Genomic DNA, 24,130 nt, shown 5'->3' on the forward strand with positions numbered 1-24,130 from the left:
CCCGTGTGGTCATAGCAAACCGGGCTACGCTCCTCCAGTCGACCCCTGGAGAGTTCACCATGATCCGCTCCCTGCTGACTGCATCCCTGCTGGTGATCCTGAGTATTCCGGCCCAGGCCGGCGTCGTGGCTTTCCCCTCCTCCTTCCGGACCCAGAACATTGCCGTAGACGGCACGACGATCCACGTGCGCGTCGGCGGCAGTGGGCCGGCGGTGGTGCTTCTGCATGGCTTCGGCGATACCGGCGACATGTGGGCGCCGCTGGCCAAGGACCTGGCCAAGGACCACACCGTCGTGGTGCCGGACCTGCGCGGCATGGGCCTGTCATCGATTCCCGCCAGCGGTTACGACAAGAAGACCCAGGCAGGCGACGTCCGCGCGGTGCTGGCTTCGCTGGGCATCGAGCATTCCGTCGTGATCGGGCATGACATCGGCACCATGGTGGCTTACGCCTATGCGGCGCGTTATCCGCAGCAGACCGAGCGACTGGTGGTGATGGACGCTCCGGTGCCCGGCATCCCGCCGTGGAATGACATCGTCCGCTCGCCGATGCTCTGGCACTTCGACTTCGGCGGCGCCGACATGGAGCGGCTGGTGTCCGGACGCGAACGCATCTACCTGGATCGATTCTGGAACGAGTTCGCCGGCGACCCGCACAAGGTCGACGAGGCTACCCGGCAGCATTACGCCAAACTCTATGCGCGCCCCGGCGCGATGCACGCGGCCTTCTCGCAGTTCCGCAGCATTCGCCAGGATGCACTGGACAACGAGGTGTCGAACAAGACACGGCTGACGATGCCGGTGCTTGCCGTCGGGGGGGAAAAGTCTTTCGGCGCCAATGAAGCCATCGTCATGCGCAATGCCGCCGACAACGTCACCGAAGTGGTGGTGCCCGGTGCGGGTCACTGGCTGATGGAAGAGGCGCCGGCGCAGACGATCCAGGCCATTCGAACCTTCATTTCGCCTTGACGCCGGCCCTTCAAGCAACCGGTGTTGGCCGCCTTGAAGTGCGGCTTTCGCCGTGGTCTGTACAGGGGCGCGAAGGTCGCTTCCTCAATCGGGAGCCGTCATCTCAGGGTCGTTTCAACACGAAAACTTCACTGCCGTCTGTCACAGAATTCCTACACTTCGGTTGACCGTCAAAACCTGCGCCACTAGATTCCTACCCTTCTTTCGCCGGGGGGCGCTGCGCTCCGGCGATCACAACGGCAAAGGAATGTCCGTCATGCTCAAGCCCCTCAGGCCCTGGCTGCCTGCCCTGCTGCTTTGCAGCCCGCTCGCCGCGCAAGCGGAAGGTCCCTCTGGCGATTTCTGGCTGATTCACCAACAGGGCAGCCTCTACAAGAACGAAATCTTCGTCGTCGATGGCGACCCCGCCAACATCTACGATCGCAAGAACGGCGTGCGCTCGCTGGGCGTCTATCAGTTCTACGAGGAAGGCGCCAAACCGACCTTCACCGCTTATGACGTCGAGGTCGACTGCGCGAAGAACCGCGTGCGCCTCAACGGCGCACAGAACTACGACAAGTTCTACAACGATATCCGTCCGAAGAAGGTTTCCAAGGAGTGGCAGAAGAAGCCCGAGGCCTGGATCGCCCAGAGCCGCGACTTCCTCTGCAAGCCGAACGCGCACGTCGAGCAGAAGATGTACCCGCTGGGCAAGATGCCGATGACGCAGCTGGTCTCGGCCGCCCCTGGCCTGTTCCAACTGCAGAACCGCGAGCACGCCAAGAACCTGATCCTGCAGATGGTCGACAAGGGCTTCGAGCAGATGCCCGTCAAGAACGCACCGGCCAAGGAGGGCGTGCAATGAAAGGACTACTGGCACTGGGGATGATCGCCATCCTGCTCGGCGGCTGCTCCGCCATTCCCACCCTGCCCGAGGCGCAGGCGCGCAGTTACTGGAAGGGCCGTCCGGCTGGCGACGCCATCGACCACTTCGGGGCACCCAGCGATATCGGTCTGGCGCCGGAGAATGACTGGGTCGTGCTGATCTACCGCCGCGACACTTCCTATGTCTCGCGTGAAGCGCTCGGCACCTACACCGGCCCGCAGAACGGCCAGCTGGTGCATACCGAATACTGGGGCGATGTGGTGCACTCGGCCAGCTGCGAAATCCGCGTGGCCATCAACCGCGCCCGGCAGGTGGACTACCTGCTGACCCGCGGCAATTGCGGCGGCATCTCGCTGAAGCCGGAAGCCTGAGCACAGGCTTCCTCATCAAGGAGGAGACGAAACCATGGCAAACATGGGCTACCTGGCAAAAGCCGTATTTCCGTTACTCGGCCTCGCGGCCATCAGTTCGCAGGCCTCCGCCGAAGAGGTCAAGGTGACGGAGCTGCTGCGCAGCGGCTATGAAGTGAAGGCCGCCTACGTGGCGCCAGGACGAGTCACCCAGATCCACTTTCTGATCCTGCAGAAAGGCACGTCGGTCTACCAGTGCGGGACCTACGAAAGCGGCGCGCCGCTGCAGCGCTACTACGACTACTCCAATACCTACTCCTGCTCGCAGGTCGGGGACTGGGTGCCAAAGAACTGAGCGATTCCCGCCCAAGGGCACTGATCACTGCGACGGTCAGCATCCAGTGTGCTGGCCGGGCCGCTCGCTCAATACCGTCAAGGACGACCTTCCATGAAACTGCCCCTGCTGGCCGCCAGCCTGCTGTTTGCCTGCACCCTCGCCCACGCCGCCGACCAGCCGACCGTTCCCAAGCCCCTGGAGGAACAGGTCAGCCGCCTGGTGGAGCTGTACAAGGACAGCTTCGCCACCGGCTACCCCGAAGCCACCCGTGTGCAGACTTTGAAGACTGGCCAGAACAGCGAGATCACCCTGGCGGTGTTCACCATCGAAGGCTTCGACATGGGCAACAACTACAGCCAGTACCTGGCCGTGTTTTCCTCCACGCCGAACGAAGAAGGCCAGGAGCATTACAGCCTGCTCGATGCGATGCAGATCGGCGGCGGTGGCTGGCGCTCGATCGAGAAGCTGGACGCCCGGCTGGTTGCTGATCCGTCGGGCAGGCGCACCCTGATCGACATCCCGGTGATGGAGAACACCGATGACGATTCGCCGAACTTCCCCAGCCGCGCCGGCGTGATCCACCTGGCCCTGGAGGGTTCGCAGACGCCCCGGCTGGTGGAGCAGAACTGAGACCGAGCACCTGAAGTACCAGGCCCGATACCAAGTCGATAACAAGCCGCTCTAAATTTCTCTCCCCGGCAGCCGCCATTGCGGATACCCATCCTCAACGGAAGCCTGTCCATGACTACCATCAGCGCCGTCAGCGCCACCAACGTTCGCTATACCACCGCCTCGACTTCGGCCACCTCCACCGCCTCCGTGAGCAGCGAAGACAGCACCACCAGCGATGCCACTGGCACCTCTCAGGCCACTGCCAGCTCGTCGGCGCAGTCCGCGAACGGAGCAGCGGGTGGCGGTGCTGCTGGCGCGAGCGGCAGCTCCGACAGCAGTTCAGACACCACCCTGGACAAGCTCAAGCAGGCCATGGAACAGGCGCAGAAGGAGCTGGAAGAAGCCGAGCAGGAACTGGCCAAGGCCAGCCAGGGCGGCGGCCAGACCGAGGAAGAGCAGCAGGCCCAGCAGATCGCCGCACAAGCCGCGCAGGCGCGAGTTTCGTCCGCTTCAGCAGCGGTGGCGGCGGCTACCGCCGCCTACTCCGAAGCCCTGACCGAGTCGGGCAGCAGCACCAGCGGCACCTCGGTGAACACCTCCGCGTGAAGCCATCCGGCCAGCTTTCGGCGCTGCCAAGGCTGGCCGTTCCTCACGCCGCCCCATCCCGCTTCAGCGAGCGGCGGCCCCTTCGTTCATCAGGTAGGTCACCAGCTGCCGTGCATGGGACGACAGCGCATCCCAGTCAGCGACGCAGATGCGCAGCTCACGAGTGGCCCAGGCGTCGGCGAGCGCCACCACCACAGCCGGCAGTTCCTGCGCCATACGTGTGGCGGCCGCCTCCGGGAGCATGGCTACGCCCACCCGTTGGGCGACCAGCTGGGCAATGGCATCGAAGCTCGGCGCACGCACCCGCACCTTGAGCGGCATGGCATTGCGCACTGCCATGGCCTCGACAAAGCGCTGCATGGCGCGTTCGGCCGGCAGGCAGACGAAGGGAAAACTCAGCGCATCGCGCAGGCTCGGCAGGTGCTGGCTGGCCAACGGATGGTCCTGCGGGACCAGCAGCACCAGCTTATCGTTACGAAACGGCAGCGACAGCAAGCCAGCAGTGGGCAGGTTACCGTCGTAGACGCCAATGTCGATCTGCCCTTCCTGCACGGCACGCAGCACATCCTTGCTGTTCTGCTCGGTCAGTTGCAGGTCCACTTCCGGGTAATCCGCCAGGAACGGCCCTAGCGCAGTGGGCAGGAAGGTGCTGTTGGCCACCGTGGACGCCGCCAGGCGCAGGGTGATGCGTCGCTCTCCGCTCAGTTCCTGCAAGGTGTCCCTGAGTTGCCGGGCCTCCTTCAGTACACGCTGGCCGGCCTCCAGCACCAGGCGGCCGGTCGGCGTGAGCGTCATGCCGTCGCTGTGCCGGGCAAACAGGGAGAGCCCGCAGCGTTCCTCGAACAGACGCAGGCGGTTGCTCGCCGCCGAGACCGCCACAGGCACCGACGCCGCCGCCTTGCTCAGGCTGCCGGTGCTGGCGATGGCCGCGATCAGACGCAGATCGGCAAGATCGAAATGCATGAAGCGTTCTCCAAATACGAAAGCCATGTTCGCCAAGTTGCGATTCTAGCGACGAGGCCTTCTATCTAGAATAAAGCCTTTCTCCTGCCTTGCACCTGTGCCGCCATGAATAGCCTGACCTCTCTGTACCAGCGCAGCCTGCGCAACGGCGTATTCTTCGCCGTGCTGTCCGCCACTGGCTTCAGCCTCAAGGCTGTCTTCGTGAAGCTCTCCTACGCTACCGCGCCGGTGGATGCGGTGACGGTGCTGGCGATCCGCATGGGCCTGGCGCTGCCGCTGTTCCTCTGGCTGATCTGGCTGAGCCGGAGCCCGGAGCAGGCCCGCCTGACGCTGGCCGATGGCTTGCGCATCCTGCTGCTCGGGTTGTTCGGCTATTACCTGTCCAGCCTGTTCGACTTCTATGGCCTGCAGTACATCAGCGCCGGGCTGGAACGGCTGATCCTGTTCACCTACCCGACCCTGGTGCTGCTCCTGCAGATGGCCGTGAACCGCGAACGTCCCGACTCCCGCACGCTGGCGGCCATGGGCTTGTGCTACCTGGGCCTGGGCATCGCGCTGGTGCACGACATCCGCGTGGAAGGCGCCGATGGGCAGATCCTGCTGGGCGCCCTCTGGGTCTTCGCCAGCGCCGTGACCTATGCCCTCTACTACATGGGCACGGCCGCCGTGGTGCGGCGCGTGGGCTCGATGCGACTGGCGGGACTGGCCGGCGGTGCGTCGTCAGTGATGGTGCTGATCCACTACGCGGTAAGCGGCAATGTGCAGCAACTGGCAACCTTGCCCGGCGCTGTGTGGGTCCACGGCTCGCTGATGGCGCTGATCTCCACTGTGCTGCCGATCTACTGGATGGCCCTGGCGATCCAGCGCATGGGCGCCACCCACGCGGCCGCGTTTGGCAACCTGGGCCCGGTACTGACCGTGTTCGCTTCCTGGGCCCTGCTGGGCGAGGCAATCACGGTGTACCAGATTGCCGGACTGGCACTGGTGCTGTTCGGGGTATCGCGGTTGTCCGGGGCCAAGGCGGCTGCGGCGCAGGCTGCGCCGAAGCAGCAAGCCGGGGATTGCAAGGCCACCGGCTGAGCACATGTGCTCAGATGCCCCGTCAGCTCACCGCGGACGAAACGCACTCGACGTGCCAGTAGCGTCTCAGCACTGGCACGTCGGGAGCGACTACTGCACGTTGCCGCTGTCGAGCTGACGCTCTTTCTCAGCTAGACCGTTGGCCAGCGTGGCCAGCTTGGTATCGGGGGCGTTGCTGGGCAGCGGGTCGACACCGGCCGAGGCGAACACCTGGCCGTAGCTGTTGCGCAGTTCTGCATAGGCCAGGTCGCGGCGCAGATCGGCCTGCAACGCATTGAGCTCGCCCTGGATCAATTCCAGGTCGCCGATCCCCTGCGCCTGACGACGGTTGCGCAGCTGGCCGACGATCTGGTTGTCCAGGCTGGCCAGTTCCTGGGTGGTGACGAACTGGCGGCGTGCCTCGTTGTAGTTGGCGTTAGCCACGTAGAGCTGAGCCAGGATCGCCATCGACATGGCCTGGCGACGCGCGACGTTGACGTTTTCGCCAGCCTTCGCGACGTCGATGGCCGCCGGAGCAGACAACACGTTGAACAGGTTCCAGGTGACCTTGACGCCATAGTCGGCCCAACGATTGTTGACCAGGAAGCTGTTGGAGTCGTAATGCCCGCCGGCGGAGAACTCCAGGCCCGGCAGCAGGCGCAGCATGGCCTTGCGGGTTTCTGCGGCGCTGATGCGCGCCTGGTAGTCCTGTTCGCGCAGTTCGGGGCGGCTGGCCAGTGCCTGCTGCTCCAGCTGTTCGATCCCCACCTTGAGGTCCGGTACGTCGTAGCCCTCCGGCGCCGCGAGGGTCAGCTCGGTACCCAGCGGCAGGTTGATCAGGGTGGCCAGTTCGGTCTTGGCCAGGGACAACGCGCGGCGCTGCTCTTCCAGCTGGCGGCTGGCTTCGATCAGTGCGCGCTGGTAACCCAGCGCCTGGACCGGGTCGCCGATGCGCTGCTGGCTCATCTGCTGACTGTCCTTGCGCGCGCTGTCGACGCGGGCCATCAGACTGTCGATGCGATCGAGCAGGCGCTGCGCGGCCACGGCTCGCCAGTAGGCCGAGCGTACGTCCTGGATGATGGTCTGCACCACCTTGCGCCGACGCTCCTGGACGATCAGGCGCTGGTCGGCCTGCTGCTTGGCGCTGACATAGCTGACGCCGAAGTCGAGCACGTTCCACACCATGGTCAGGTCAGCGACGTCGCGGTCACGGTCCTGCGAGGTGGAGGGTTCCAGGGACTGGGTGTTGGTCAACACGCTCTGGCTGCTGGAGGCGCTGCGGTTGTTACGCCCCACGTAGCCGGCTTCCAGCGCCATGCGCGGCAGCATGTCGAAGGTCGCGAGGTCGAGCTGACGGCGCGACAGCGCTTCCTCCATCACCTTCAGGCGTGATTCGAGGTTGTACTTCACCGCACGGGCCATGGCGTCGTGCAGGGTGAGCGGGCCGCTGAGCGGCTCCTGGTCCTTGAACATCGCCTGCAGGTCATCACGGGCGCGTTGCTCGCTGACGCTGCGGTCGATCGGTTGCGTGGTCACGGCGCAGCCCGATACGGCTAGCGCCAACAGGCTGACCCCTAACAAAGTCGTGTGTTTTTTCATCCCTGGCCGTCCCCCTCGTTACGGCTTCGTTCTTGTGCTTGTTCTGCTTGGCAAAGTAATGGTCAGGATGCGTCGCGGCCCTGGGCAACCTGCCCCAGCGCCCAGGCCAGCTCACGCAGCGGTTGTTGTTCGGATTCGTGGATCTGTTGCAGTTGCTGGGCCATGCTGGGCGCGCCGAAGACGCCGCGGATGCCCTGGTCGATATCGCCGCCGCGGCGGTCGAAGGCTTTCAACGGCTGGCTCTGATCGGAGCCGTCACGGCTGAAAACGCTCGACAGCGTGCTGCTGCCGAACACCCCACCATCACCGCCGCCGAAGCCGAGGAAGCCGCGGCCACTGCCGTCACCGAAGGCCGAATCGCCGAACACCTGGGCGATGAAGCTCTGCGACGGCGCGCCGTTCTGGATGAAGATATTCCCCAGGGGCGGCAGGCCGCCCACGCCTTCGGGTTGGAACAGCGACGGCGGAATCACCGGCGAGCTGTTCTGCGGTAGCACGACCACCGGTACGTTGGGCTGAATGGCGACCTGAGACGGAGCCGGCGGCACGCTCGGGTCGGTGATGCGGAACTGCGGGTCGCCATCGGACAGCGAGCCGATCACATAACTGTCGCCGCGCAGGCCGTTGCTCAGCGCATTCCCGGCCGCGTCACGGATGTCGCCCGGATTAACCGAAAGCCCCAGACTCCCCTGCCCGCTCACGCCGCCGACGGTCACGCGGTAGATCCGCGCGTCGAGCTGCACCACCGAGACGATGCTGCCGCTGGCGGAATTGCTGGTTACCAGCGAGAAATCGCCGGCATCCACGCCGCTGACATCTTCATCGAAGGTCACCAGGAAGTTCAGCGTGTCGGCGCCGGTCGGCGACGGGTCCAGCCGCACCACGCCGGTAGCCGTGGGTGCGCGCGTGTCCACCAGTACGCCACGGCTGTCACCGACCCCGTTCAGCGACGGGATCAGCGCATTGCCGGTGGCGTCCCGCAGCGAACCGCCGCTGGCGGAAAGGCCGCTGACCTGGATGCCGTCGGCGTCGTTGTCGCCGGCCTGGACGGTATAGCGGAACACCAGGCTGGTGCTGCCCGAGCCGCCGGCATAATCGGCGTAGACGGTGCGCCCGCCCATGTCGATGGCCAGTCGCGGCGTGCCGTCAACCACCACGGCCTCGCTGGTCTGCACCACGAATTCCAGGGTGTCGCCGACGCTGTGCAGGCCGCCCGGCGGCACGCTGACGGCGGTGACGGTGGGCGCATCGCGGTCGATGGCGTAGACAGCGCCGGTCAGCCCGCCGGCAATGGGATTGCCCGCGGCATCGACGATGCCGGTCGCGCTGCCGTTGAGATCAAGGCCCAGCGTGCCGGTCCCGGAGATACCGCTGACGGTGACCTGATAGGTGTGTGCGTCGATCTGCTGCAGGTCGCTCAGGCTGCCCGACGCCGTGCCGGTGCTGACCAGGGCGAAGTCGCTCAGGTCCACCCCGCTCACGCCTTCGCTGAAGGTCACGGTGTAACGCACGCTGCCGGCGTTGGAGGGCGACGGGTCGAGGCTGACGATGGCGCTGGGCGTCGGCGCCAGGGTGTCGACGATCACGCCACTGGTGCCGCCGACGTTGTTGAGCCCCAGCTCCAGGGCATTGCCGGCTGCATCGCGCAGGGTCGCGCCATTGGTCGAGAGGCCACCCACGCGGATGCCGTCGGCATCGTTATCCCCTGCCCTCACGGTGTACTGGAAGACCAGCGTGGAGCTTCCGGAGCCGGCGACGAAATCGGCGAACACCGTGGTGCCGCCGATATCCAGGGCGAGTTGCGGCACGCCGTTGACCAGTACCGCTTCGCTGGTATTGACCACGAAGGTCAGGGTGTCCCCGGCGTTGTAGGGGACGCCGGCCGGGACGCTGACACTGCTCACCGTGGGCGCCAGGGCATCGACCCGCACCCCGGAGGTGACGCTCACGTTATTGAGGGTGGCGTTGATGTTGTTGCCGACGGCGTCACGCAGGGTGCTGCCATTGGCCTGGATGGACGAACCGAGGAGGATGCCGTCGGCATCCGAATGACCGCTGGCGACCACCAGGCGGAACACCAGGGCGTTGCTGCCACTGCCACTGAGGTACTGGGCAAACACGGTGCCGCCGTTGTCGAGGGTCACAGCGATACGCGGGATGCCGCCGGTGGTATCGACGAAAACGCCTTCACTGAAGTTGACGGTGAAGTCGAGGTTCTGCCCCGCCACGTAGGTGCCGTTGGCCGGCACGCTGACAGAGTTGATCACCGGTGCCACGCCATCGATCACCAGCGCGGCATTGGCGCCCAGGCTGTTCGCGGCTCCCGCCGCCGGCAGCGTGAGGACGGCCTGGAGGCCCAGGCTGGCAGCGCTGATCGAGGAGCCGTTGAGCGACAGCGCGCTGCTGCTGACATAGTCGAGGTCGGCGCTCCGGTCCCCGGCCTGCACCACATAGGAGAAGACCAGCGTGGAGGTGCCGCTGCCGCTTACGTAGACCGCATTACGGTCGATGAGCCCGGTTTCCAGCAGCAGGGTCGGCGTCCCGCCACTGACGACCACCGCCTGATCGAAGGTGACGATAATGCTGACGCTGTCTCCGACCTTGTAGCCGCCATCGGGGGTGGCACTGTTGACGCCGACAATGGTCGGGTTGGGCTGGCGAACGTCGATGCTGATGAAATCGGTATCGGTCCTGGCACCGCCGGAACCGCTGAGCCCCTGGTCATTGGTGGTGATCTGCAGCGAGGCCGCACCGTAATAGCCGGAGGTAGGGCTGAACGTCATGCCCGCCAGCGCGCTGTTGATGTCAGCCTGGTTACCCACGAAGGTCATGGTGGCATCGCCGGCGCCGCTGCCAACCAGGAAGCTCAGCCCCGAGAAACTGCCCAGGCTCAGCAGCCCGTTGGTCACGGTCAGGGTTACCTGCAGGGCGCCGCCACCGGCGTCCACATCGCTGATGGATATCGCATTGCTGTTGCCGACACCGAACACCAGCGTGCCGTCCTGAAGCACGCTCTGGTTGCCCGGCACCTGGTTCACCGGTGCATCGTTGACGGCGCTGACGGACAGGGTGACGGTCGTGCTGGCGGTCTGGTTGCCTCCGCTACCGCTCTGCCCGCCATCATCGATCCGCAGCGACAGCACCACGTTGCTAGTCGCGTTGGCGGCAGTGGTGTAGCGCACCATGCCGCTGGCAACGAAGGCATTGATATCGGCAAGCGTCCCGGACAGGCCAAGGGTGCCGCTGCCCGAGCCCGACACGGTGACCCCGGAGGCACTGAGGGCGCTGAGGGAACCGGCACCGGGCGGCACGCTGAACTCCACGTTGACAGTGCCGGAGCCGGCGTCGATATCGCTGAAGCTGATGCCGGTCAGCGCCTGCGAGACATCCTCGGTCACGGCGATGCTGCCCGGCGCGCTGATGTTCGGTGCATCGTTCACCGCCGTCACGCTGAGCAGCAGCGTGTCACTGGCGTTGCGTGCTGCGCCGCCGGAGTTGCCGTTGTCGTTGATGCTGGCGGTCAGGGTGACGTCGGCCGTGGCGTTGGCGGCAGTCAGGAAGGTGACCCGGGCGCTGGCAATGAAGAGGTTGATGTTATCGATCGCGCCGGTCAGCGTCATTGCGCTGGAAGTGCCGCCGATGGTGACGCCGATACCGGAGGTCGCGCTCAGGCTGCCGCTGCCGACCGAGAGCGTAACGGTGACGCTGCCGGACCCTGCGTCCACGTCCGAGAAGCTGATCCCGGTAATGGCGGTGGGCGTATCCTCGACCACCGTCAGCCCGCCCGGCACCGTGACCACAGGCGCGTCGTTGGTCGCCGTGACGGTCACCGTGCGAGTGGCCGCACTGCTGTCGGCGGCGCCGTCGTTGACCACGAAGGTGACGGTGCGAGTGCTGGTGACCGGGGTATCCGAGCTGTTGGAATAGGTGACGCTACGCAGTGCCGCCTGCCATTGCGCGGCGGTGGCTCCGGCGGCGGAAGTCAGGAACATGGTGCCGGTGGTGCTGTCGTAGCTGCCGACAATGTCGCCCATGGTGGCCGGATTGCTGGTGAAAGCGAGCGTATCCTCGACACTGCGGAAATTGCCGTCGATCTGCACCCTGGCGCTCTGCAGCAAAGGCGAGTCGGTGTCGATCACCGTGAGTCCGCTGTCGATCACCACCGGAGTCGAAGCGACGCCATCGCCTTCGACGAACGCGGCGCTGCCACCGCTGGTGGTGACCAGCGGCGCATCGTTGACCGCTGTGACGGTGATCGAGGCAGTGTCGCTGCCGATGGAGTACGGCGAGCCGCCGCCGGCGCCGGATGCATTGGCCTTGGTGCCTTGCAGGCCGGCTGTGATGTCAGTCTGGTCCCAGGCCCTGTAGGTGATGCTTGCGCTGGTGCCATTGATGCCGTCCGGCACGAAGCGCACGCGGTCGCTGCTGCGCAGCAGCAGCGCCGAATTGAAGGAAACCGCTCCGACGTTCTGCCAGCTGGCGCCGCCATTCACGCTGAATTGCCAGGTGCCGTTACCGGCGTCCAGGCCGGTGATGGCAATGCCCGTCAGCGCCCCGTTGTCGACGTCGCTGACGCCGCCGAGGAAGCTGGAGACGGCCTGGCCGACGTTGTTGACGTCGGAATCGGTCAGCCCGGTGAGCGTGGGCGCCGTCGGCGTCAGTACGGGCGCATCGTTTTCGCTGCTGACGATGATCGCCGCCTGGCCCGTTCCGCTGGAGAACGCGGTACTGCCGCCGTTGGTGCTGGTATCGCTCAGGTGGCGCACACTATTGGTGGAGGCAGTGCCGGAACTCCCGTCCCAGCCCCGGAACGACAGCGTCGCCGTCTCACCATTCTGCCCGTTGGGCACATAGCGCAACTGGGTAGTCGCCGACAGCGTGAGGGCGCTGGTGGCGCTGACACTGCCAAACTGGGTCCAGGTCGCGCCATCAGTGGAATACTGCCAGTCGCCACTACCGGTGCTGGCGATGATGGCAATGCCGCTGTTCGGGCCATCGGCGTCGGTGTAGGTCATGCCGCCCAGCAGGGTGGACACGGTGACTGCACTCGAGGTGGCGTCTTCGCTGGTGCCGGCCCATGCGTAGGGTCCGCCGGACAATGTCGGAGCGTCGTTCACGGCGGTCACCATGACCTGCGCGGTGGCCATGTTGGAAGTGGCGCCCTCGGCGTCGATCACGGTGAAGTTGACCTGGCGGGTCATGTCGGTGCCGCCGACGGTGGGGTCGTCCGAAGAAGACGAATAGGTCACCGAACGCAGCACGGCCTGCAGCGAGGCCAGCGAGCCGCTGCCGCTGATCTGCAGCACGCCGGTGCCTGCGTTGTAACTGCCCGAGAAGCCACCGGACGCAACCACTGACAGCATGTCACCCGCACGAAAATCGCTGATGCTGACCGTGGCACCCTGGAAGGTCGTGCTGTCGGCATCGGCCACCACCAGGCCACCCACCAGTACGGCGGCGCTGCCGCCCTCGGTGTAGCTGGTCGTGTTGTTGGCGGGGCTCAGCGTCGGCGCATCGTTGACCGCGGATATGGCGACGGTCACCTGGCTGTTGGTAACACTGCTGCTGTCACCATCGTTCACGCCGATGGTGATGGTCCGGGCTTGCAGGCTGGGATTGCTACTACTGTTGCTGTAGGTGAGGTTCGCCAACAACGCGGACACGGCTGCCGGATTGGCTGCCGAATTGAGCGTGATAGTCAGGTCAGTGGTACCGCTGCCGCCGCTGAAGGTGCCAATGACGATGCCGCCATAAGTCACATTGCTGCCACTGACACCAATCAGCCCTGCCCCCGCCCCCTGGTTGCGGATGGACAGCAAATCCTCGCCCGCCACGCGGTTGGTCGTGATGGAAGCGACCACCGTACCCCCGGCGAAGTCGGCCGAGTCGGCATCGGTCACCTGGGCATTGCCGCCAGCATCGAGCAGCACGGCACCCGCCTTCTCGACGAAGGTGACGGAGTCGCCGTTGAGGTTGTTCACCGTAGGCGCCACATTAGGCGGCACAGCCACACCCACCGTAATGTCATCCAGATAGACCGACACATCAGCCGCGCCGTCCTGACGGACGATGCGCACTTCATCGATGAACTGCCATGCTGTACCCGAAACCGTCACCAGCGTACCGCCCGTGCCGTAATCGCCAGCGGTGAAATTCTGCGTGGCACCGGAAACCGCAACACCGTCGCGGTAGCCCACCAGACGATAGGCGCCGGAGTCGGACAGACCGCGCTCGACCATCAGGGAGGTGAGCGCGAACTCCTCGCCCGAAGTGGCCTTGAACACTGCGGCTGCCTGGGTACCAGTGCTACCGCCCTGGTAGGTGCCGTTGAGAAAGACAGCATGGTCGTTGGAGCCATTGGCGAGACTGGAGTCCTCGACCATTTGGGTCACGTCGACGTAGCTGTCCTGGCCGGTATCCTGGGTACCCTGGGCATTGAGCAGGGTGAAGGTCCAGTTGTTGATGATCCGTGACTGCCCCGGCGTGCCGAAGCTGCGCCCGCCGTTATCGGTGACAACTCCATCGAAGTTTTCGCTGGAAGGGGCGGCCAGCAACGCGTCGTAGTCGCTCAACGCCAGAGCCGAAGCCTCTATGCCCCCGACGTGTTGCTCCAGCACCCAGTCACCACCCTGACTTGCGGCGCCGGTCATGTCATCGGAAGCAGCAACATCAGCGCCGGTCGCGCTAGCCAGCGACTGAATGAAGTCGCGGCCAGCCCCTTGGGCGCCGATACTGCAACCGTAGAGCAGGATATCGCCCTGCTCGCCCAGCGCCTGCCCGATTCGGGTCAGCGCATCTCGGTGAGAAGCCAAAGAAGACGCATCGAGCCACTCTCCGCCCAACTCGATCTTGCCAACGTCCCCATGGCTGAGAATGTGGATGCTGCCCACGTCGCTGCGCCCTTGCAGGTAGTCGGCGATCTGCTGCAGACCGTCCTTGCCGCTCTGCAACACCACCACCTCGGTACCTGGCTTCAACCCAGTGATCAACTGCTGGTAGTTCTTCACGTGAGCGTCGACGAACACCACTTCCTGGCGGTGATCCGAGGTGCCGGCGGGCACGGCGGAAAGTGCGTCCTGGCTGCCCTCGTGGGCGCTGTTGTCCTGCGCCGGGTGGGCCTGGGTGTCCTTCGCGGCGGTGTCGGCGGTCGGCTTGGCGTCAGCCGCCTCGGCCACGGTGGCGGCCACGGCGCCGTCGAACAGCATGCGCGGTTCCAGCGCCATCGCCAGGGCCGGCTTTGCCGCTGCCTTGACCGCTACTGCACGCTTCGCCTTGTTCCACCACATGACCCACCTCCACTGCTCTTGGTCGGGAGCGGGGATGCCCCGCTCCGCTGTTTGCTGCTGTTACGGTCGAAAACGAGCGATCAGTTGCGCGACGGGAAGACCCCTTCCAGCGCGATGATGAAATTGACGCCCAGGTAGGGGTTGCGCAGCGAGAAAGGCTGGCTTCCGCCGGCAATGCTGGCAGTCCCGTTCGGTACGCTGCCGCTGCAGGTGATGCTGAACGGCTGCAAGGTGGTATCCGCCGCCGTGGTGGAGTACAGCGTGCCCGGCCGCCCGCTGGCGGCGATCGGGCCGAGTACGGTGGTCGCACCCGGGGCTGCCTGGGTCGTGGTGCTAGCCGAAGCGGCCGGGATCGCGGCCTGGCCGGTGGCGGTCAGCGGCGAGCTGAAGGTCACGGTGTGCGTATGCTGCGGCATCTGGTTGAGAGTCAGCGTGGTGCTCTCGACACCCCCGACCTGGCCCAGAACGACCAGCCCGGTACCGGGGCCTTGCCCTTGGCCGACGGGGCTGCGGCCGCGCAGGTCGGGCAGGCCGAACGTAGTCTGGCCATCGCCGCCGTAGGTCGTGCCCAGCAGGGAGAACAGCGCGGTGTTCTGCGCGATCGCCATGAGTTGCCCCTGGCAGAATGCGTAGCCGCGCGGCGCGAAGTTGCCACCGAACATCTTGATCTCACCGATAAAGGGTTCCACGTATTGCCTCTCCTTGATGCCAATCGCTGGATATGACGGCCAGGCTCGCAGCCGCCGGAATGGGTCGCTACGCTGCCTTGCGAGAATGGAAGACCGCCTGGAGCACCGCACGGCGGTCAGCGCTGGGCTGCACCGGGGTCAACAGCAGCAGCCAGCCCTCCTCGCCCGGCGCAGACAAGCGGTACAGCGCCTGGGGCAGGTCCCACTGCTCGGGCAAGGCGAAAGCCGCGCTGAAGCTCTCGTACTCGGCGCTCATCGGGTTGCCGACGAGTACCTCGATCAGCTCGACATCCAGGGCCTGGTCCGGGGCGATCCACAGCTGGAAGCGCGAACCTTGCGCCTGCTGCAGGCCTTGCTGGGTGGGCATCGGGTACATGGGAATTTCCTTCACGACAGGGCTGCAGCAGGCGCGATGGCCTGCGGCAAAGCGCCGGGCAGCCGGCGCAGCTTGAGATAGACGCCGTTTTCGCCGACCACGGCGAAACCCAGGCGGGCGTACAGGCGCTGGGCCGGGTTGTAGTTCTCCACGTGCAGACCAACGCTCAGGCCCTGGGCATCGGCGCGTTCGAGCAACTGGCCGAGCACACGGGTGCCGATCCCCAGGCCGCAATGGCTGGGCAGCAGGACAAGGTCGATGATCTGCAGGTGGGTGGCGCCCCAGTGGAGGTAGACGCGGCCGACGGACTGGGCGTCCGCCTCGATCAGCAGATACTCGGCGTCGGGAAACTGCGCCTGGTAGTAGTGATGCTGGGCGTTGAACTGCTGGGTGAGAAAAGCATCGATGGCGGCCGGTTCCCAGGCTACCTGGGCCAGCTCGGCGGAACGGGTGCTCGCATAAAGGGCGCGCAGGAACGCCAGATCGGCGTCCACGGCGGGACGGAACCTCAACGCGAGTGAAGTCATGGTGCTGTGAGTCCTTTCATACGGCAGCTGGGGAAGCTACCTACACCCTTTTGTTATTGAATCGCGCACGCAATTTCCGGCAAGACTACCTGATACTGAAGGCAATTCGCCACCGGATTTCAGCGCCAACTGTCGCTCTTTTTGCAGGTTTCTTCTTGAAAACGCATTCCGTACGCATGCCCGTCTCCACCTCACGCCAGGCGCAAGGCTTCCAGGGTTTCGTAGGGCTCCCTCGCCCAACGCTCCACCGCCGCTCGCGCCGTCTCGTCCGCCTCCGCACGCTTGCGCTCGCCGTCGGGACTGAAGGGCATACCCGGCTGCTTGGCATCCGTCCCGGCCACCGCCTGCAGGCGAGGTCGGTCGGCCTCGTCCACCCGCAAGAGGGGCGCCAGCCGCTGCCAGGCCGCGCCAGGCAATTCGCTGTAGTTCACCGGCAGAGCTCCCCACTCCCGACAGAGGCTCAAGCCGCCTTGTAGTATCTCCCCAATCCGTTGCGCCATCCTGTCCATCCCGGCCAGCGACCCGGGCGGTTCAGGCGTTGACGCTCCCAACAGCCCCGGCACCATATGCATGCCGGGCTGGCGCAGGTGCGAGACGAGGATTTCCAGCGGATCGCGGTAGACGAAGAGGCTCGGCGTGGCGGGATACAACCGGTGAAGGCGGGAAGCCTGGTGCACATTCCAGGCATCGAGTTTAACCACCAGGGCCTGCTCGACCCCTCGGAGGCGCTGGCCATAAGCGTTGAGCAGGCCGCGCAAGCCTTCGCTACGGACCGAAGCCGGCAGTTCCTCGCGCAGCAGCGTATCCAGCGCCGGCGCCTCGGACAGGACGATGTTGCGCACATCGCTGGCGAGCAACTGCGCCAGCAGGGTCGAGCCGCAGCGCGAGGCATGGTGGATGAACAGGCCGGGCGCCACACCAGGGCTCGCCTCGCGCCATTGGCTCAAGGCACCCAGCGAGCTGTCCCGACGCATCGCCTGGTTGAACGGCAGGCGCAGGGCGCGCCGCACGCTGTCACTGAAGAACGGCTCGCCCAACGGCGTATCGCCGAACCAGCACCAGTCGACGCGCCAGTCGTCGCCGTCGGCGAACACCCGGATCGGCAGCCAGCCGCGCCAGTCATCGCGCTCTTCCATGACGTCCATCAGTAGCTCCGTTGATCCAGCCACGCCTGCCTTCCCCGGCGCATGGCCGCGCGGACATCATCATCCTGGAAACACAGCCCCAGGCCTGCGCCAAGGGTGACGGCGCGCTCACAGAAGTCGCGGGGATCCTGCAGGTCACGCAGCGCTGCGGCGAGGTCCGCGCGGCTCGCCACCTGGCGACGGAACTCGGCAAAGGCCAGGGTTGACCTGGCCGGCCGCGACGCTGGAGTGTCCGCCAGCCCTGTGGCGATCTGGCGACGCAACCAGTCATTGCGACGGGCATCGATCACCAGGTGTACCCGCGCCTGTTCGCCGACATTTTCCACCCGGTGCGGCCGCGCCAGGTCAAGGAACCAGCACTCCCCTGGCGCCATCGGCACCACCTGCCCTTCGAGCAGGAACTCGACGCCCGGCCCGCTGAGGATCGGCACATGCAGGCGCACGTCGCCCTCGGGATCGCCGAGATCGGGATCGCAGTGCTCACGGATGCGGCTGCCCGCCTCCAGGCGCAACAACCGTGCGCAACGGATAGGCATATCGATGGACTGCAGCAACTCCTGCCAGAGCAGGCCATGCCAGCGCGTCGCGCTGGGCGGCCGCGTGTCACTGCCCTGCCCCGCCGACAACGCATGGGGTGCTTCTTGCGGGGCCAGCAGGCTGACGCCGCTCCAGCCGCCGGTATGGTAGGCGGTATTGAAATGCGTAACCCAGGCACCGGCCGGCAGCGCCGCCACGGCGGCCTCGAGGGCCGGGGTCGCAAAGCGCAGCGGCAGGCGTGCACAGGCCGGCAGACGGGACTCAGAAACCACTTTCGCGCACTCCCAGGGCCGCCAGCCGTCGCCAGATGGTGCTGAGCGGCGACTCGCCGCGCGCCGCCAGCACCACCTCGCCGCGCACCGGCTGTACCAGCTCCATGGGCTGGTCGGCACTCAAGCGCACGGCATATTGGCCCTGCACCGGCAGAGCCCGGCCCTCGCTGTCACGCTGCACGGCAATGGCGCCCTGGCGATCAGAGGCCAGGGCCTCCAGGTCCAGGTGCGAAGTGCCGGTGGCATCCACCGACTCCAGGCGCACCGGGAGTGCCGGGCGCGCCGGATCGTCGGCGACGAAGCGCCCCTGGGCACCGGGTTCGACGCGCCATACCGCCTGTTCGGCGACATAGCCGCGCAGCCGCACGCCCGGTTCTACTACCCGGGCCAGTGCCTGGCGCGGGGACAACCAGAGGCCGGGAACCAGTTCCGGCAGCAGGTCGCGCACGACCCCGGCGTGGGGCGCGCGGATGTCCAGGCGTTCGCGTTGCGCGGCCAAGCCACGGTACTCGGCCACGGCTTCGGCCAGGCGCTGCTCCAGCACGCCGATGTCGGCGGCGGTCTCGCTGCGACCGGCCTGGCGCCGCAGCTGCAATTGCGTGATATCGATTTCCCGACGGGTGATGCGCAGCCGCGCGTCGAGGTCCGGCGACTCCAGTTCCAGCAGCAGGTCTCCGGCGGCGACACTCTGTCCGTCGCTCACCGCCACTCGCTTGAGCCGCGCCGCGACCGGAGCGTGAAGCGCCGAGGCGCGGGTGGCTTCCAGCACGGCGGGGATTTCCACACTGCCGCGCCAGGGCACCAGCAGTACCAACAGGACCAGCGCAAGACCGGCGCCGATCAGCGCCAGCCGCGCGGGCTGCGCCTGGTCACGGCGCTGCCACCACTCGCGCCATTCCCGCCAGATCGGCAGGCCGATGAACCACACCAGTTCCACCAGCATCAGGAAGATGCCCAGGACCTTGAAGAACAGGTGGTAGACCGTCAGTGCGATCCCCAGGAACAGCGCCGCACGCCACAGCCAGGAGCCATAACCCCACAGCAGCAGACGCCGGCGCATCCCGTCGGGCCAGGGCTCGGGCATCGGGTCGCCGTAGCCGAACAACGCCTCGCGCAGGCGCCAGCGGCACAGGGCGAAGGCGCGCCCCTGGAGGTTCTCGACGCCCAGCAGGTCGCTGAGCAGGAAGTAACCGTCGAAGCGCATGAAGGGGTTGAGGTTGACCAGCAAGGTGGTGACCCAGGTCGCGCTGGCCAGCATGAAGGCCGAGGTGCGCAACGGGCCGTCCGGCAGCAGCGACCAGGCCAGCAGCGCCACGCAGGCCAGCGTCAGTTCCGCCAGTACGCCCCCGGCGCCGATCAGCAGGCGCGAACGTCGGTCATTGACGCGCCAGGCATCGCTGACGTCGGTGTAGAACAGCGGCAGCATCACCATGAAGGCCACGCCCATGCTCTGCACCCGACATCCGGCGCGCTTGGCCATGAAGGCGTGACCGAACTCGTGGCACAGCTTGGCGAACAGCAGCGCGACGCCAAAGGCCAGCGCACCGCCGAAGCTGAACAGGTGCGGAAAGGTCGCCAGGAAGCGGTCCCAGTCCCGCGCCACCAGCAGCAGGCCCAGGCCGAGGGTCAAGGGCAGGCCGACTCGCAGCAGCAGCCGGCCATGGCGGGCCAGCCAGGGCCAGGCGCGATTGAGGAAGGCATCCGGCCGCCACAACGGAATCCGGAAGAACAGGTACTGGTGCAGCAGGGACTTCCACAGCCCATGGCGCTGCAGCGCGGCCTTCTGCCGGTAGCTGCCGCGCTGCTCGCCGTCGGCCGGGCTGATCAGGTCCTGCTGGCGGAGGAACATCAGCAGTTGCTGCAACTCCTCCTCGCCCAGCCGCGCCCCGCCCTCGGCATTGGCCGCCTGCAGCACGCGCTGCGGCTCACCCAGCGCCCAGTGGCGCAGCAGGCGCATCGCCGCCACGCCGAGCTTGAAGTAGCGCCCGCGCAAGGGATCGGCCAGCGTCCATTGCGGAGAACCATCCAGCGCCGGCGCGCCCGGTGACAGCTGCAGATCGGCGCGCAGCGCCGGCAGCACCATTTAGAAACCCACCGTCTGGCGCAGCGCGGCCAGGGGGCGGCGCAGCACATAAAGCAGGATCGGCGCCCGTTCGCCGTAGAGCTTGGCAGTGCCACGCAGGCCGATCCTGGGCGGCGCCGTGTCGAAACGCGCATCCAGGCGGTAGGCCAGCTGCCCGCCGGCGACCGGCTGGGCCTCATAGGCGCTACGTGCCAGGCGAGCGGCGTGGCGATTGAGCGGATCGCTGTCGAGGAACAACTGCACCTCCGCCTCCGGCGCCAGGCGAATGGCATTGGCCACCGCCAGGTCGATGCGCAGCTCGGCCTGGCGGGGATCGGCCAGCTCCATCAGGCGCTCGCCGGTCTGCACGGGTTTGCCGGTCCAGCGTTCGGCATCGGCGAAGACGGCGATGCCATCGCGCGGCGCCCGCACTTCAGCGCGGGCCAGCAGGTCGCGGGCATAGTCGCGCTCGGCGCGTTTCTGCTCCACCCGCGCGGCCAGCAGGTCGACCTTGGCGCCTGATTCGGCGTCGGAGAAAGCGCGCTGGGAATTGGCCTTGAGTTCAGCCTCGGCCACGCCCAGGGAACGTTCGGCCACGTCGGCCTGGGCCTGCAGCGTGGTGGCGTCGAAACGCACCAGCAGCTCGCCGGCCTTGACCGTCTGGTTGGGCTTGACCAGCACCTGCTGGATCACGCCGTCCAGCGGCGCGGAGATCACCTGGCCATCCAGGGGAACCACCTCGGCGGGCGCCAGCACCGACTGGCGCACCGGCAGCAGCAACAGCACCAGCAGCGCGGCACCGATGGCCAGCAGACGCCGCCGTGGCCAGCGCAGGCGCCAGGGCTTGCGCGGCTGCAGGGCCTGCCAGGCGTGGGCATAGGCATCGCCCAGTTGCACCAGCAAGGCCAGTTCGGCGTCGTTCCAGGGCTGTTCGCGCGCCAGCCAGAGGCCGCCGAACGGCGCACCCTGACGGTCCGCCAGCGGCAGCCAGAACACTTCGCCAACGGACAGCGCCTGCCAGTCGGCCTGCTGCTGCGCCCCCAGGGTCTGGAAATCCACCCGCTGGGGCTTGGCCAGGGCTTGCTGCTTCTGCAACTGAGCGCAGGCCTGCTCGACAAACGCCACGAAGGGTGCGTTGGGCTCGACGACACTGATCCCCGTGAGTGCCTGCACCTTGCCGGCGATCAGCAGCGCGGCATGACGATAGCCGAACAGCGCCTGGCCATCGTTGACCAGGTGATAGGCCAACTGCTCGACCGTCTGCGCCGCGCGAGCCTGGCGTTCGAGTGCAAGAAATTGCGCAAAAACCCGCTCGGCCAGACCGACCTGCGGCGCGTTCATGGCGTCTCCGCGAAGCGCGCGGTGCCACTCATGCCTGCCAGCAGGCCCTTGGCGTCGACCGGCAGCGAAGCGATCAGCGGCAGCATCTGGCTGCCCTCGTCGATCCGTGCGCCCAGGCGTTTGACTTCCACCTGCAGCGGCTGGCCGGTTTCATCGGGCACGAAGGTGAAGGACTGCCCCACCTTCAGCCGGGACACCCAGCGCGAAGGCACCAGCAGGCGGATTTCCAGGCTGCGGTTGTCAACGATTTCCAGCAATGGCGCGCCACCAGAAACGCTCTCGAAGGGTTGCGCCTTGCGCTGCACGATCTCGCCATCGTAGGGCGCGGTCAGCGCACAACGGCGCACCTGCACCTGGTAGACCTGCGCCTGGGCCTGGGCCTCGGAAAGCTTGGCCTCGGCCAGTGCGACCTCGAAGCGCCCCACGGAATTGAGCGCGGCCAGCTGGCGGTTGTGCCCCAGTTGCTCGTTGGCCGCCCGAGTGGCGGCTTGTGCGGCGTTCAGTTGAGCCTGGTAGGCGGCACAGTCGAAACGCACCAGCACATCGCCCTTGCGGAAGGATTGCCCTTCGGCGAATGGCATTTCCACAATGCGCCCGGCCAACTCACTGGACAGCATCGCCTGGTCGCGCGCCCGCAGAATGCCGCGGACATCGCCGGCACCACTGGATGCAGGCGGGCTCGACAACAGCAAGTCGTCCTGGCCAGGCTCCACCGCCTGGGCGGCCCCCGACACACACAACGACAAACCCAAACCCAGCCAAATCCCTTTATGCATAGCGGTCTCCCCCGGAAGATCGCGGGAGTCTACGGCACTCCGCAAGCGCCGGATATTGGCCGCAGCAGAAATCCTCCGTACGCTTGACGGCCAGGCTGCACCGGCGAGAAACCAGCGGCGAGTCGCAGACGCTCTAGATTGGACCTTGAGCAGTTTTCGTGGTCATCACGAAGGGGGAGGAAGCCATGCCGGATCGGACCTTGCTACACCAGGAAGGCTATGCGTTGCTGCGCCAGGCGATCCCGGCCGCGCTGCTGCAGGAGCTGCGTGCAGCTTTCGACGCCAACGTCCTCCCCTCGGATCAATGGCCAGTGCCACGCGGGATGGACTGGCGCCACGCGCAGATGGATCTGGAGCCCGCCGTGCAGACTGTGTGCCGTCTGCCGCAACTGCTGTCGGCAGCGGGCACGCTGATCGGCGAGCGCTTCTTCATCGCCCAGGCCGAAGGGCGCGAACCGATGCCCGGCGGTGGCCATCAGCAACTGCACCGAGATCTGTCGGACCTTCGTCCGGGCGACATGGTCAGCGCCCTCGCCTTCCTCGATGACTTCTCATCAGACAATGGGGCCACTCGCGTCGTCCCCGGAAGCCATCGGCCCACCCCTGGCGAGCCGCCCTTCGACCCCCTCGACGAGTCCCCTACCCTGCAACTGAACGGCCAGGCCGGCGATATCCTGGTGTTCGACGTCGATCTGGTGCACGCCGGTAGCCTGAACATCAACGGCGCACGCCGCCGCACGATCCTGATCAGCTACCGAGCCGAGCCACTCTACGCAGCGCATCTGCAAACGCTGGCGCTACGTAACGTGCGGATGAGCACGGATGAACGTTTCGACCCACCGGACGCCGAACTTTTCGCGACGGGATGACGCTTACACAGCGATTGATTCCGTTGCTACGACTGGAGACCCACCCGCGCGTGACCAGGGGCAAGCATCCAGGCATTCAAACCCGTCCGATCCTCATGTTGATAGGCCAGCTGACCAGATGCCTTGTGGCAGGGTCGCCCCAGTGCCCGGCCATGTCGGCGGCGAAGTCGTGCAGCAGGTCTTCGCGCCCGGCCTCGCGGGCGCTGCGCACCGCCGACCAGGTGGAGACGTAGCCGAGGAATTCCTCGAGGTTCCACTCCAGGCGGATGGCGATATCCGGCCCCGGAAACTCGGCGAAGGGGAAATCGAGGGTGGCGTAGCCGCTGTCCACCAGCTTGCGCTCAGCCGGCCAGTAGGGGCCGATCTCCTGCCAGTAGAACTGCTCGAAGCGCTCGCCCAGCGCGCCATCCAGGCGCAGCACGCCATAGCTGATCAGCGCCAGGATCGCGCTGGGCGCGGCAACCCGGTGCACCTCGGCGTAGAACCTCGGCAGGTCGAACCAGTGCGCGGCCTGCGCGGCAGTGATCAGGCTGGCGCTGCGGTCGAGCAGCGGGAGGCCTTCTGCTGGCGCGCAGGCGTAGTTGACGTTTTGTTGCGGTGCCGTGTGGGCGATCTGGTCCGCGCTGGGATCGAAGCCGACCACCGCATCGAAGTGCTCGGCCAGTAGCCGGGTCAGTTGGCCGTTACCACAGCCGACGTCGACAGCCAGCAATCGGTCGGGAGCCAACGAAGCGAGGTAGGAGGCGAGCTCCGTCGGGTACTCGGGGCGAAAACGTGCATACGCCTGGCCACCCTGGTCGAACCAGTTGCGCAGGTTGCTGGATGGATAGCTCATGGCCGGCGGTTCCTATCCTGAAGACGTGCTTTACGCGAATGTAATGCGCAAGCCGG

Annotated in this window: 20 protein-coding genes; 8 read left to right on the plus strand and 12 right to left on the minus strand. The window is 66.3% G+C overall.

Annotated elements, in window-relative coordinates; translation table 11 throughout:
• The first annotated feature begins 59 nt into the window (after window positions 1–59).
• The 6 genes from FAS41_RS07550 (at window position 60) to FAS41_RS07575 (ending at window position 3,738) form a co-directional block, all read left to right on the plus strand.
• On the plus strand, window positions 60–968 hold the full coding sequence (locus FAS41_RS07550; RefSeq protein WP_138520986.1) for an alpha/beta fold hydrolase: 909 nt from the start codon (window positions 60–62) through the stop codon (window positions 966–968).
• A gap of 256 nt (window positions 969–1,224) precedes the next feature.
• Window positions 1,225–1,812: a hypothetical protein gene (locus tag FAS41_RS07555; protein WP_138520987.1), complete on the plus strand. Its 588-nt coding sequence runs from the start codon at window positions 1,225–1,227 to the stop codon at window positions 1,810–1,812.
• Window positions 1,809–2,204 (plus strand): hypothetical protein, encoded by a 396-nt coding sequence (locus FAS41_RS07560; RefSeq protein WP_138520988.1) that lies wholly within the window; start codon window positions 1,809–1,811, stop codon window positions 2,202–2,204. Before FAS41_RS07555 ends, FAS41_RS07560 begins: the two co-directional genes overlap by 4 nt.
• 34 nt (window positions 2,205–2,238) lie before the next feature.
• The gene (locus tag FAS41_RS07565) at window positions 2,239–2,538 is read left to right on the plus strand and encodes a hypothetical protein (protein ID WP_138520989.1); all 300 of its coding nucleotides are present in this window, start codon (window positions 2,239–2,241) and stop codon (window positions 2,536–2,538) included.
• A gap of 93 nt (window positions 2,539–2,631) precedes the next feature.
• On the plus strand, window positions 2,632–3,150 hold the full coding sequence (locus FAS41_RS07570; RefSeq protein WP_138520990.1) for a hypothetical protein: 519 nt from the start codon (window positions 2,632–2,634) through the stop codon (window positions 3,148–3,150).
• A gap of 111 nt (window positions 3,151–3,261) precedes the next feature.
• Window positions 3,262–3,738 (plus strand): hypothetical protein, encoded by a 477-nt coding sequence (locus FAS41_RS07575; RefSeq protein ID WP_138520991.1) that lies wholly within the window; start codon window positions 3,262–3,264, stop codon window positions 3,736–3,738.
• A 63-nt stretch (window positions 3,739–3,801) separates the two neighbouring features.
• Here the strand turns inward: FAS41_RS07575 and FAS41_RS07580 are convergent, their stop codons facing one another.
• On the minus strand, window positions 3,802–4,701 hold the full coding sequence (locus FAS41_RS07580) for a LysR family transcriptional regulator (protein ID WP_138520992.1): 900 nt from the start codon (window positions 4,699–4,701) through the stop codon (window positions 3,802–3,804).
• Window positions 4,702–4,806: 105 nt separating this feature from the next.
• Here FAS41_RS07580 and FAS41_RS07585 point away from each other — a divergent pair, with 105 nt between their 5' ends.
• Window positions 4,807–5,781, plus strand: a complete 975-nt coding sequence (locus tag FAS41_RS07585; RefSeq protein WP_138520993.1) for a DMT family transporter — start codon at window positions 4,807–4,809, stop codon at window positions 5,779–5,781.
• A gap of 90 nt (window positions 5,782–5,871) precedes the next feature.
• Here the strand turns inward: FAS41_RS07585 and FAS41_RS07590 are convergent, their stop codons facing one another.
• From FAS41_RS07590 to FAS41_RS07635, 10 genes are all read right to left on the minus strand, one after another.
• A complete protein-coding gene (locus FAS41_RS07590) occupies window positions 5,872–7,359 on the minus strand; it encodes a TolC family protein (protein ID WP_138520994.1) in 1,488 nt (495 codons plus the stop codon).
• Window positions 7,360–7,421: 62 nt separating this feature from the next.
• Window positions 7,422–14,645 carry a DUF4347 domain-containing protein gene (locus tag FAS41_RS07595; RefSeq protein WP_138520995.1) on the minus strand — a complete coding sequence of 2,408 codons (7,224 nt, stop codon included), beginning with the start codon at window positions 14,643–14,645 and terminating at the stop codon, window positions 7,422–7,424.
• An 80-nt stretch (window positions 14,646–14,725) separates the two neighbouring features.
• Window positions 14,726–15,334, minus strand: coding sequence for a phage tail protein (locus tag FAS41_RS07600; RefSeq protein ID WP_246084832.1), 609 nt, complete (start codon window positions 15,332–15,334; stop codon window positions 14,726–14,728).
• A 67-nt stretch (window positions 15,335–15,401) separates the two neighbouring features.
• Complete coding sequence (locus FAS41_RS07605) at window positions 15,402–15,710, minus strand: DUF6916 family protein (RefSeq protein ID WP_138520996.1); 309 nt, start codon at window positions 15,708–15,710, stop codon at window positions 15,402–15,404.
• A gap of 11 nt (window positions 15,711–15,721) precedes the next feature.
• On the minus strand, window positions 15,722–16,237 hold the full coding sequence (locus FAS41_RS07610; RefSeq protein ID WP_138520997.1) for a GNAT family N-acetyltransferase: 516 nt from the start codon (window positions 16,235–16,237) through the stop codon (window positions 15,722–15,724).
• 191 nt (window positions 16,238–16,428) lie between these two features.
• Complete coding sequence (locus tag FAS41_RS07615; RefSeq protein WP_341785692.1) at window positions 16,429–17,382, minus strand: sulfotransferase family protein; 954 nt, start codon at window positions 17,380–17,382, stop codon at window positions 16,429–16,431.
• Window positions 17,382–18,191, minus strand: coding sequence for an aspartyl/asparaginyl beta-hydroxylase domain-containing protein (locus FAS41_RS07620; protein ID WP_138520998.1), 810 nt, complete (start codon window positions 18,189–18,191; stop codon window positions 17,382–17,384). The genes FAS41_RS07615 and FAS41_RS07620 overlap by 1 nt, the downstream gene beginning before the upstream one ends.
• Window positions 18,181–20,274 carry a site-2 protease family protein gene (locus FAS41_RS07625; protein ID WP_171049458.1) on the minus strand — a complete coding sequence of 698 codons (2,094 nt, stop codon included), beginning with the start codon at window positions 20,272–20,274 and terminating at the stop codon, window positions 18,181–18,183. The genes FAS41_RS07620 and FAS41_RS07625 overlap by 11 nt, the downstream gene beginning before the upstream one ends.
• Window positions 20,275–21,594, minus strand: a complete 1,320-nt coding sequence (locus FAS41_RS07630; protein WP_138520999.1) for an efflux RND transporter periplasmic adaptor subunit — start codon at window positions 21,592–21,594, stop codon at window positions 20,275–20,277.
• Window positions 21,591–22,370 carry an efflux RND transporter periplasmic adaptor subunit gene (locus FAS41_RS07635; RefSeq protein WP_138521000.1) on the minus strand — a complete coding sequence of 260 codons (780 nt, stop codon included), beginning with the start codon at window positions 22,368–22,370 and terminating at the stop codon, window positions 21,591–21,593. Before FAS41_RS07635 ends, FAS41_RS07630 begins: the two co-directional genes overlap by 4 nt.
• A 185-nt stretch (window positions 22,371–22,555) precedes the next feature.
• Between FAS41_RS07635 and FAS41_RS07640 the strand changes: the two genes are divergently transcribed.
• Entirely contained in the window at window positions 22,556–23,239 is a 684-nt protein-coding gene (locus FAS41_RS07640) for a phytanoyl-CoA dioxygenase family protein (protein WP_138521001.1), read from the plus strand.
• Window positions 23,240–23,315: 76 nt separating this feature from the next.
• On the opposite strand, the gene FAS41_RS07645 is transcribed toward FAS41_RS07640, so the two are convergent.
• Window positions 23,316–24,074 carry a class I SAM-dependent methyltransferase gene (locus FAS41_RS07645; RefSeq protein ID WP_138521002.1) on the minus strand — a complete coding sequence of 253 codons (759 nt, stop codon included), beginning with the start codon at window positions 24,072–24,074 and terminating at the stop codon, window positions 23,316–23,318.
• Window positions 24,075–24,130: the final 56 nt, after the last annotated feature.

The organism is Pseudomonas nicosulfuronedens, from assembly GCF_005877905.1.
Classification (GTDB): Bacteria; Pseudomonadota; Gammaproteobacteria; order Pseudomonadales; family Pseudomonadaceae; genus Pseudomonas; species Pseudomonas nicosulfuronedens.

Coding starts and splice junctions, on each gene's coding strand:
- FAS41_RS07595 (WP_138520995.1), bottom strand. CDS start 14,645: ATGTGGTGGAACAAGGCGAAGCGTGCAGTAGCGGTCAAGGCAGCGGCA.
- FAS41_RS07590 (WP_138520994.1), bottom strand. CDS start 7,359: ATGAAAAAACACACGACTTTGTTAGGGGTCAGCCTGTTGGCGCTAGCC.
- FAS41_RS07625 (WP_171049458.1), bottom strand. CDS start 20,274: ATGGTGCTGCCGGCGCTGCGCGCCGATCTGCAGCTGTCACCGGGCGCG.
- FAS41_RS07570 (WP_138520990.1), top strand. CDS start 2,632: ATGAAACTGCCCCTGCTGGCCGCCAGCCTGCTGTTTGCCTGCACCCTC.
- FAS41_RS07565 (WP_138520989.1), top strand. CDS start 2,239: ATGGCAAACATGGGCTACCTGGCAAAAGCCGTATTTCCGTTACTCGGC.
- FAS41_RS07555 (WP_138520987.1), top strand. CDS start 1,225: ATGCTCAAGCCCCTCAGGCCCTGGCTGCCTGCCCTGCTGCTTTGCAGC.
- FAS41_RS07605 (WP_138520996.1), bottom strand. CDS start 15,710: ATGTACCCGATGCCCACCCAGCAAGGCCTGCAGCAGGCGCAAGGTTCG.
- FAS41_RS07550 (WP_138520986.1), top strand. CDS start 60: ATGATCCGCTCCCTGCTGACTGCATCCCTGCTGGTGATCCTGAGTATT.
- FAS41_RS07610 (WP_138520997.1), bottom strand. CDS start 16,237: ATGACTTCACTCGCGTTGAGGTTCCGTCCCGCCGTGGACGCCGATCTG.
- FAS41_RS07560 (WP_138520988.1), top strand. CDS start 1,809: ATGAAAGGACTACTGGCACTGGGGATGATCGCCATCCTGCTCGGCGGC.
- FAS41_RS07575 (WP_138520991.1), top strand. CDS start 3,262: ATGACTACCATCAGCGCCGTCAGCGCCACCAACGTTCGCTATACCACC.
- FAS41_RS07580 (WP_138520992.1), bottom strand. CDS start 4,701: ATGCATTTCGATCTTGCCGATCTGCGTCTGATCGCGGCCATCGCCAGC.
- FAS41_RS07630 (WP_138520999.1), bottom strand. CDS start 21,594: ATGAACGCGCCGCAGGTCGGTCTGGCCGAGCGGGTTTTTGCGCAATTT.
- FAS41_RS07585 (WP_138520993.1), top strand. CDS start 4,807: ATGAATAGCCTGACCTCTCTGTACCAGCGCAGCCTGCGCAACGGCGTA.
- FAS41_RS07640 (WP_138521001.1), top strand. CDS start 22,556: ATGCCGGATCGGACCTTGCTACACCAGGAAGGCTATGCGTTGCTGCGC.
- FAS41_RS07635 (WP_138521000.1), bottom strand. CDS start 22,370: ATGCATAAAGGGATTTGGCTGGGTTTGGGTTTGTCGTTGTGTGTGTCG.
- FAS41_RS07645 (WP_138521002.1), bottom strand. CDS start 24,074: ATGAGCTATCCATCCAGCAACCTGCGCAACTGGTTCGACCAGGGTGGC.
- FAS41_RS07615 (WP_341785692.1), bottom strand. CDS start 17,382: ATGGACGTCATGGAAGAGCGCGATGACTGGCGCGGCTGGCTGCCGATC.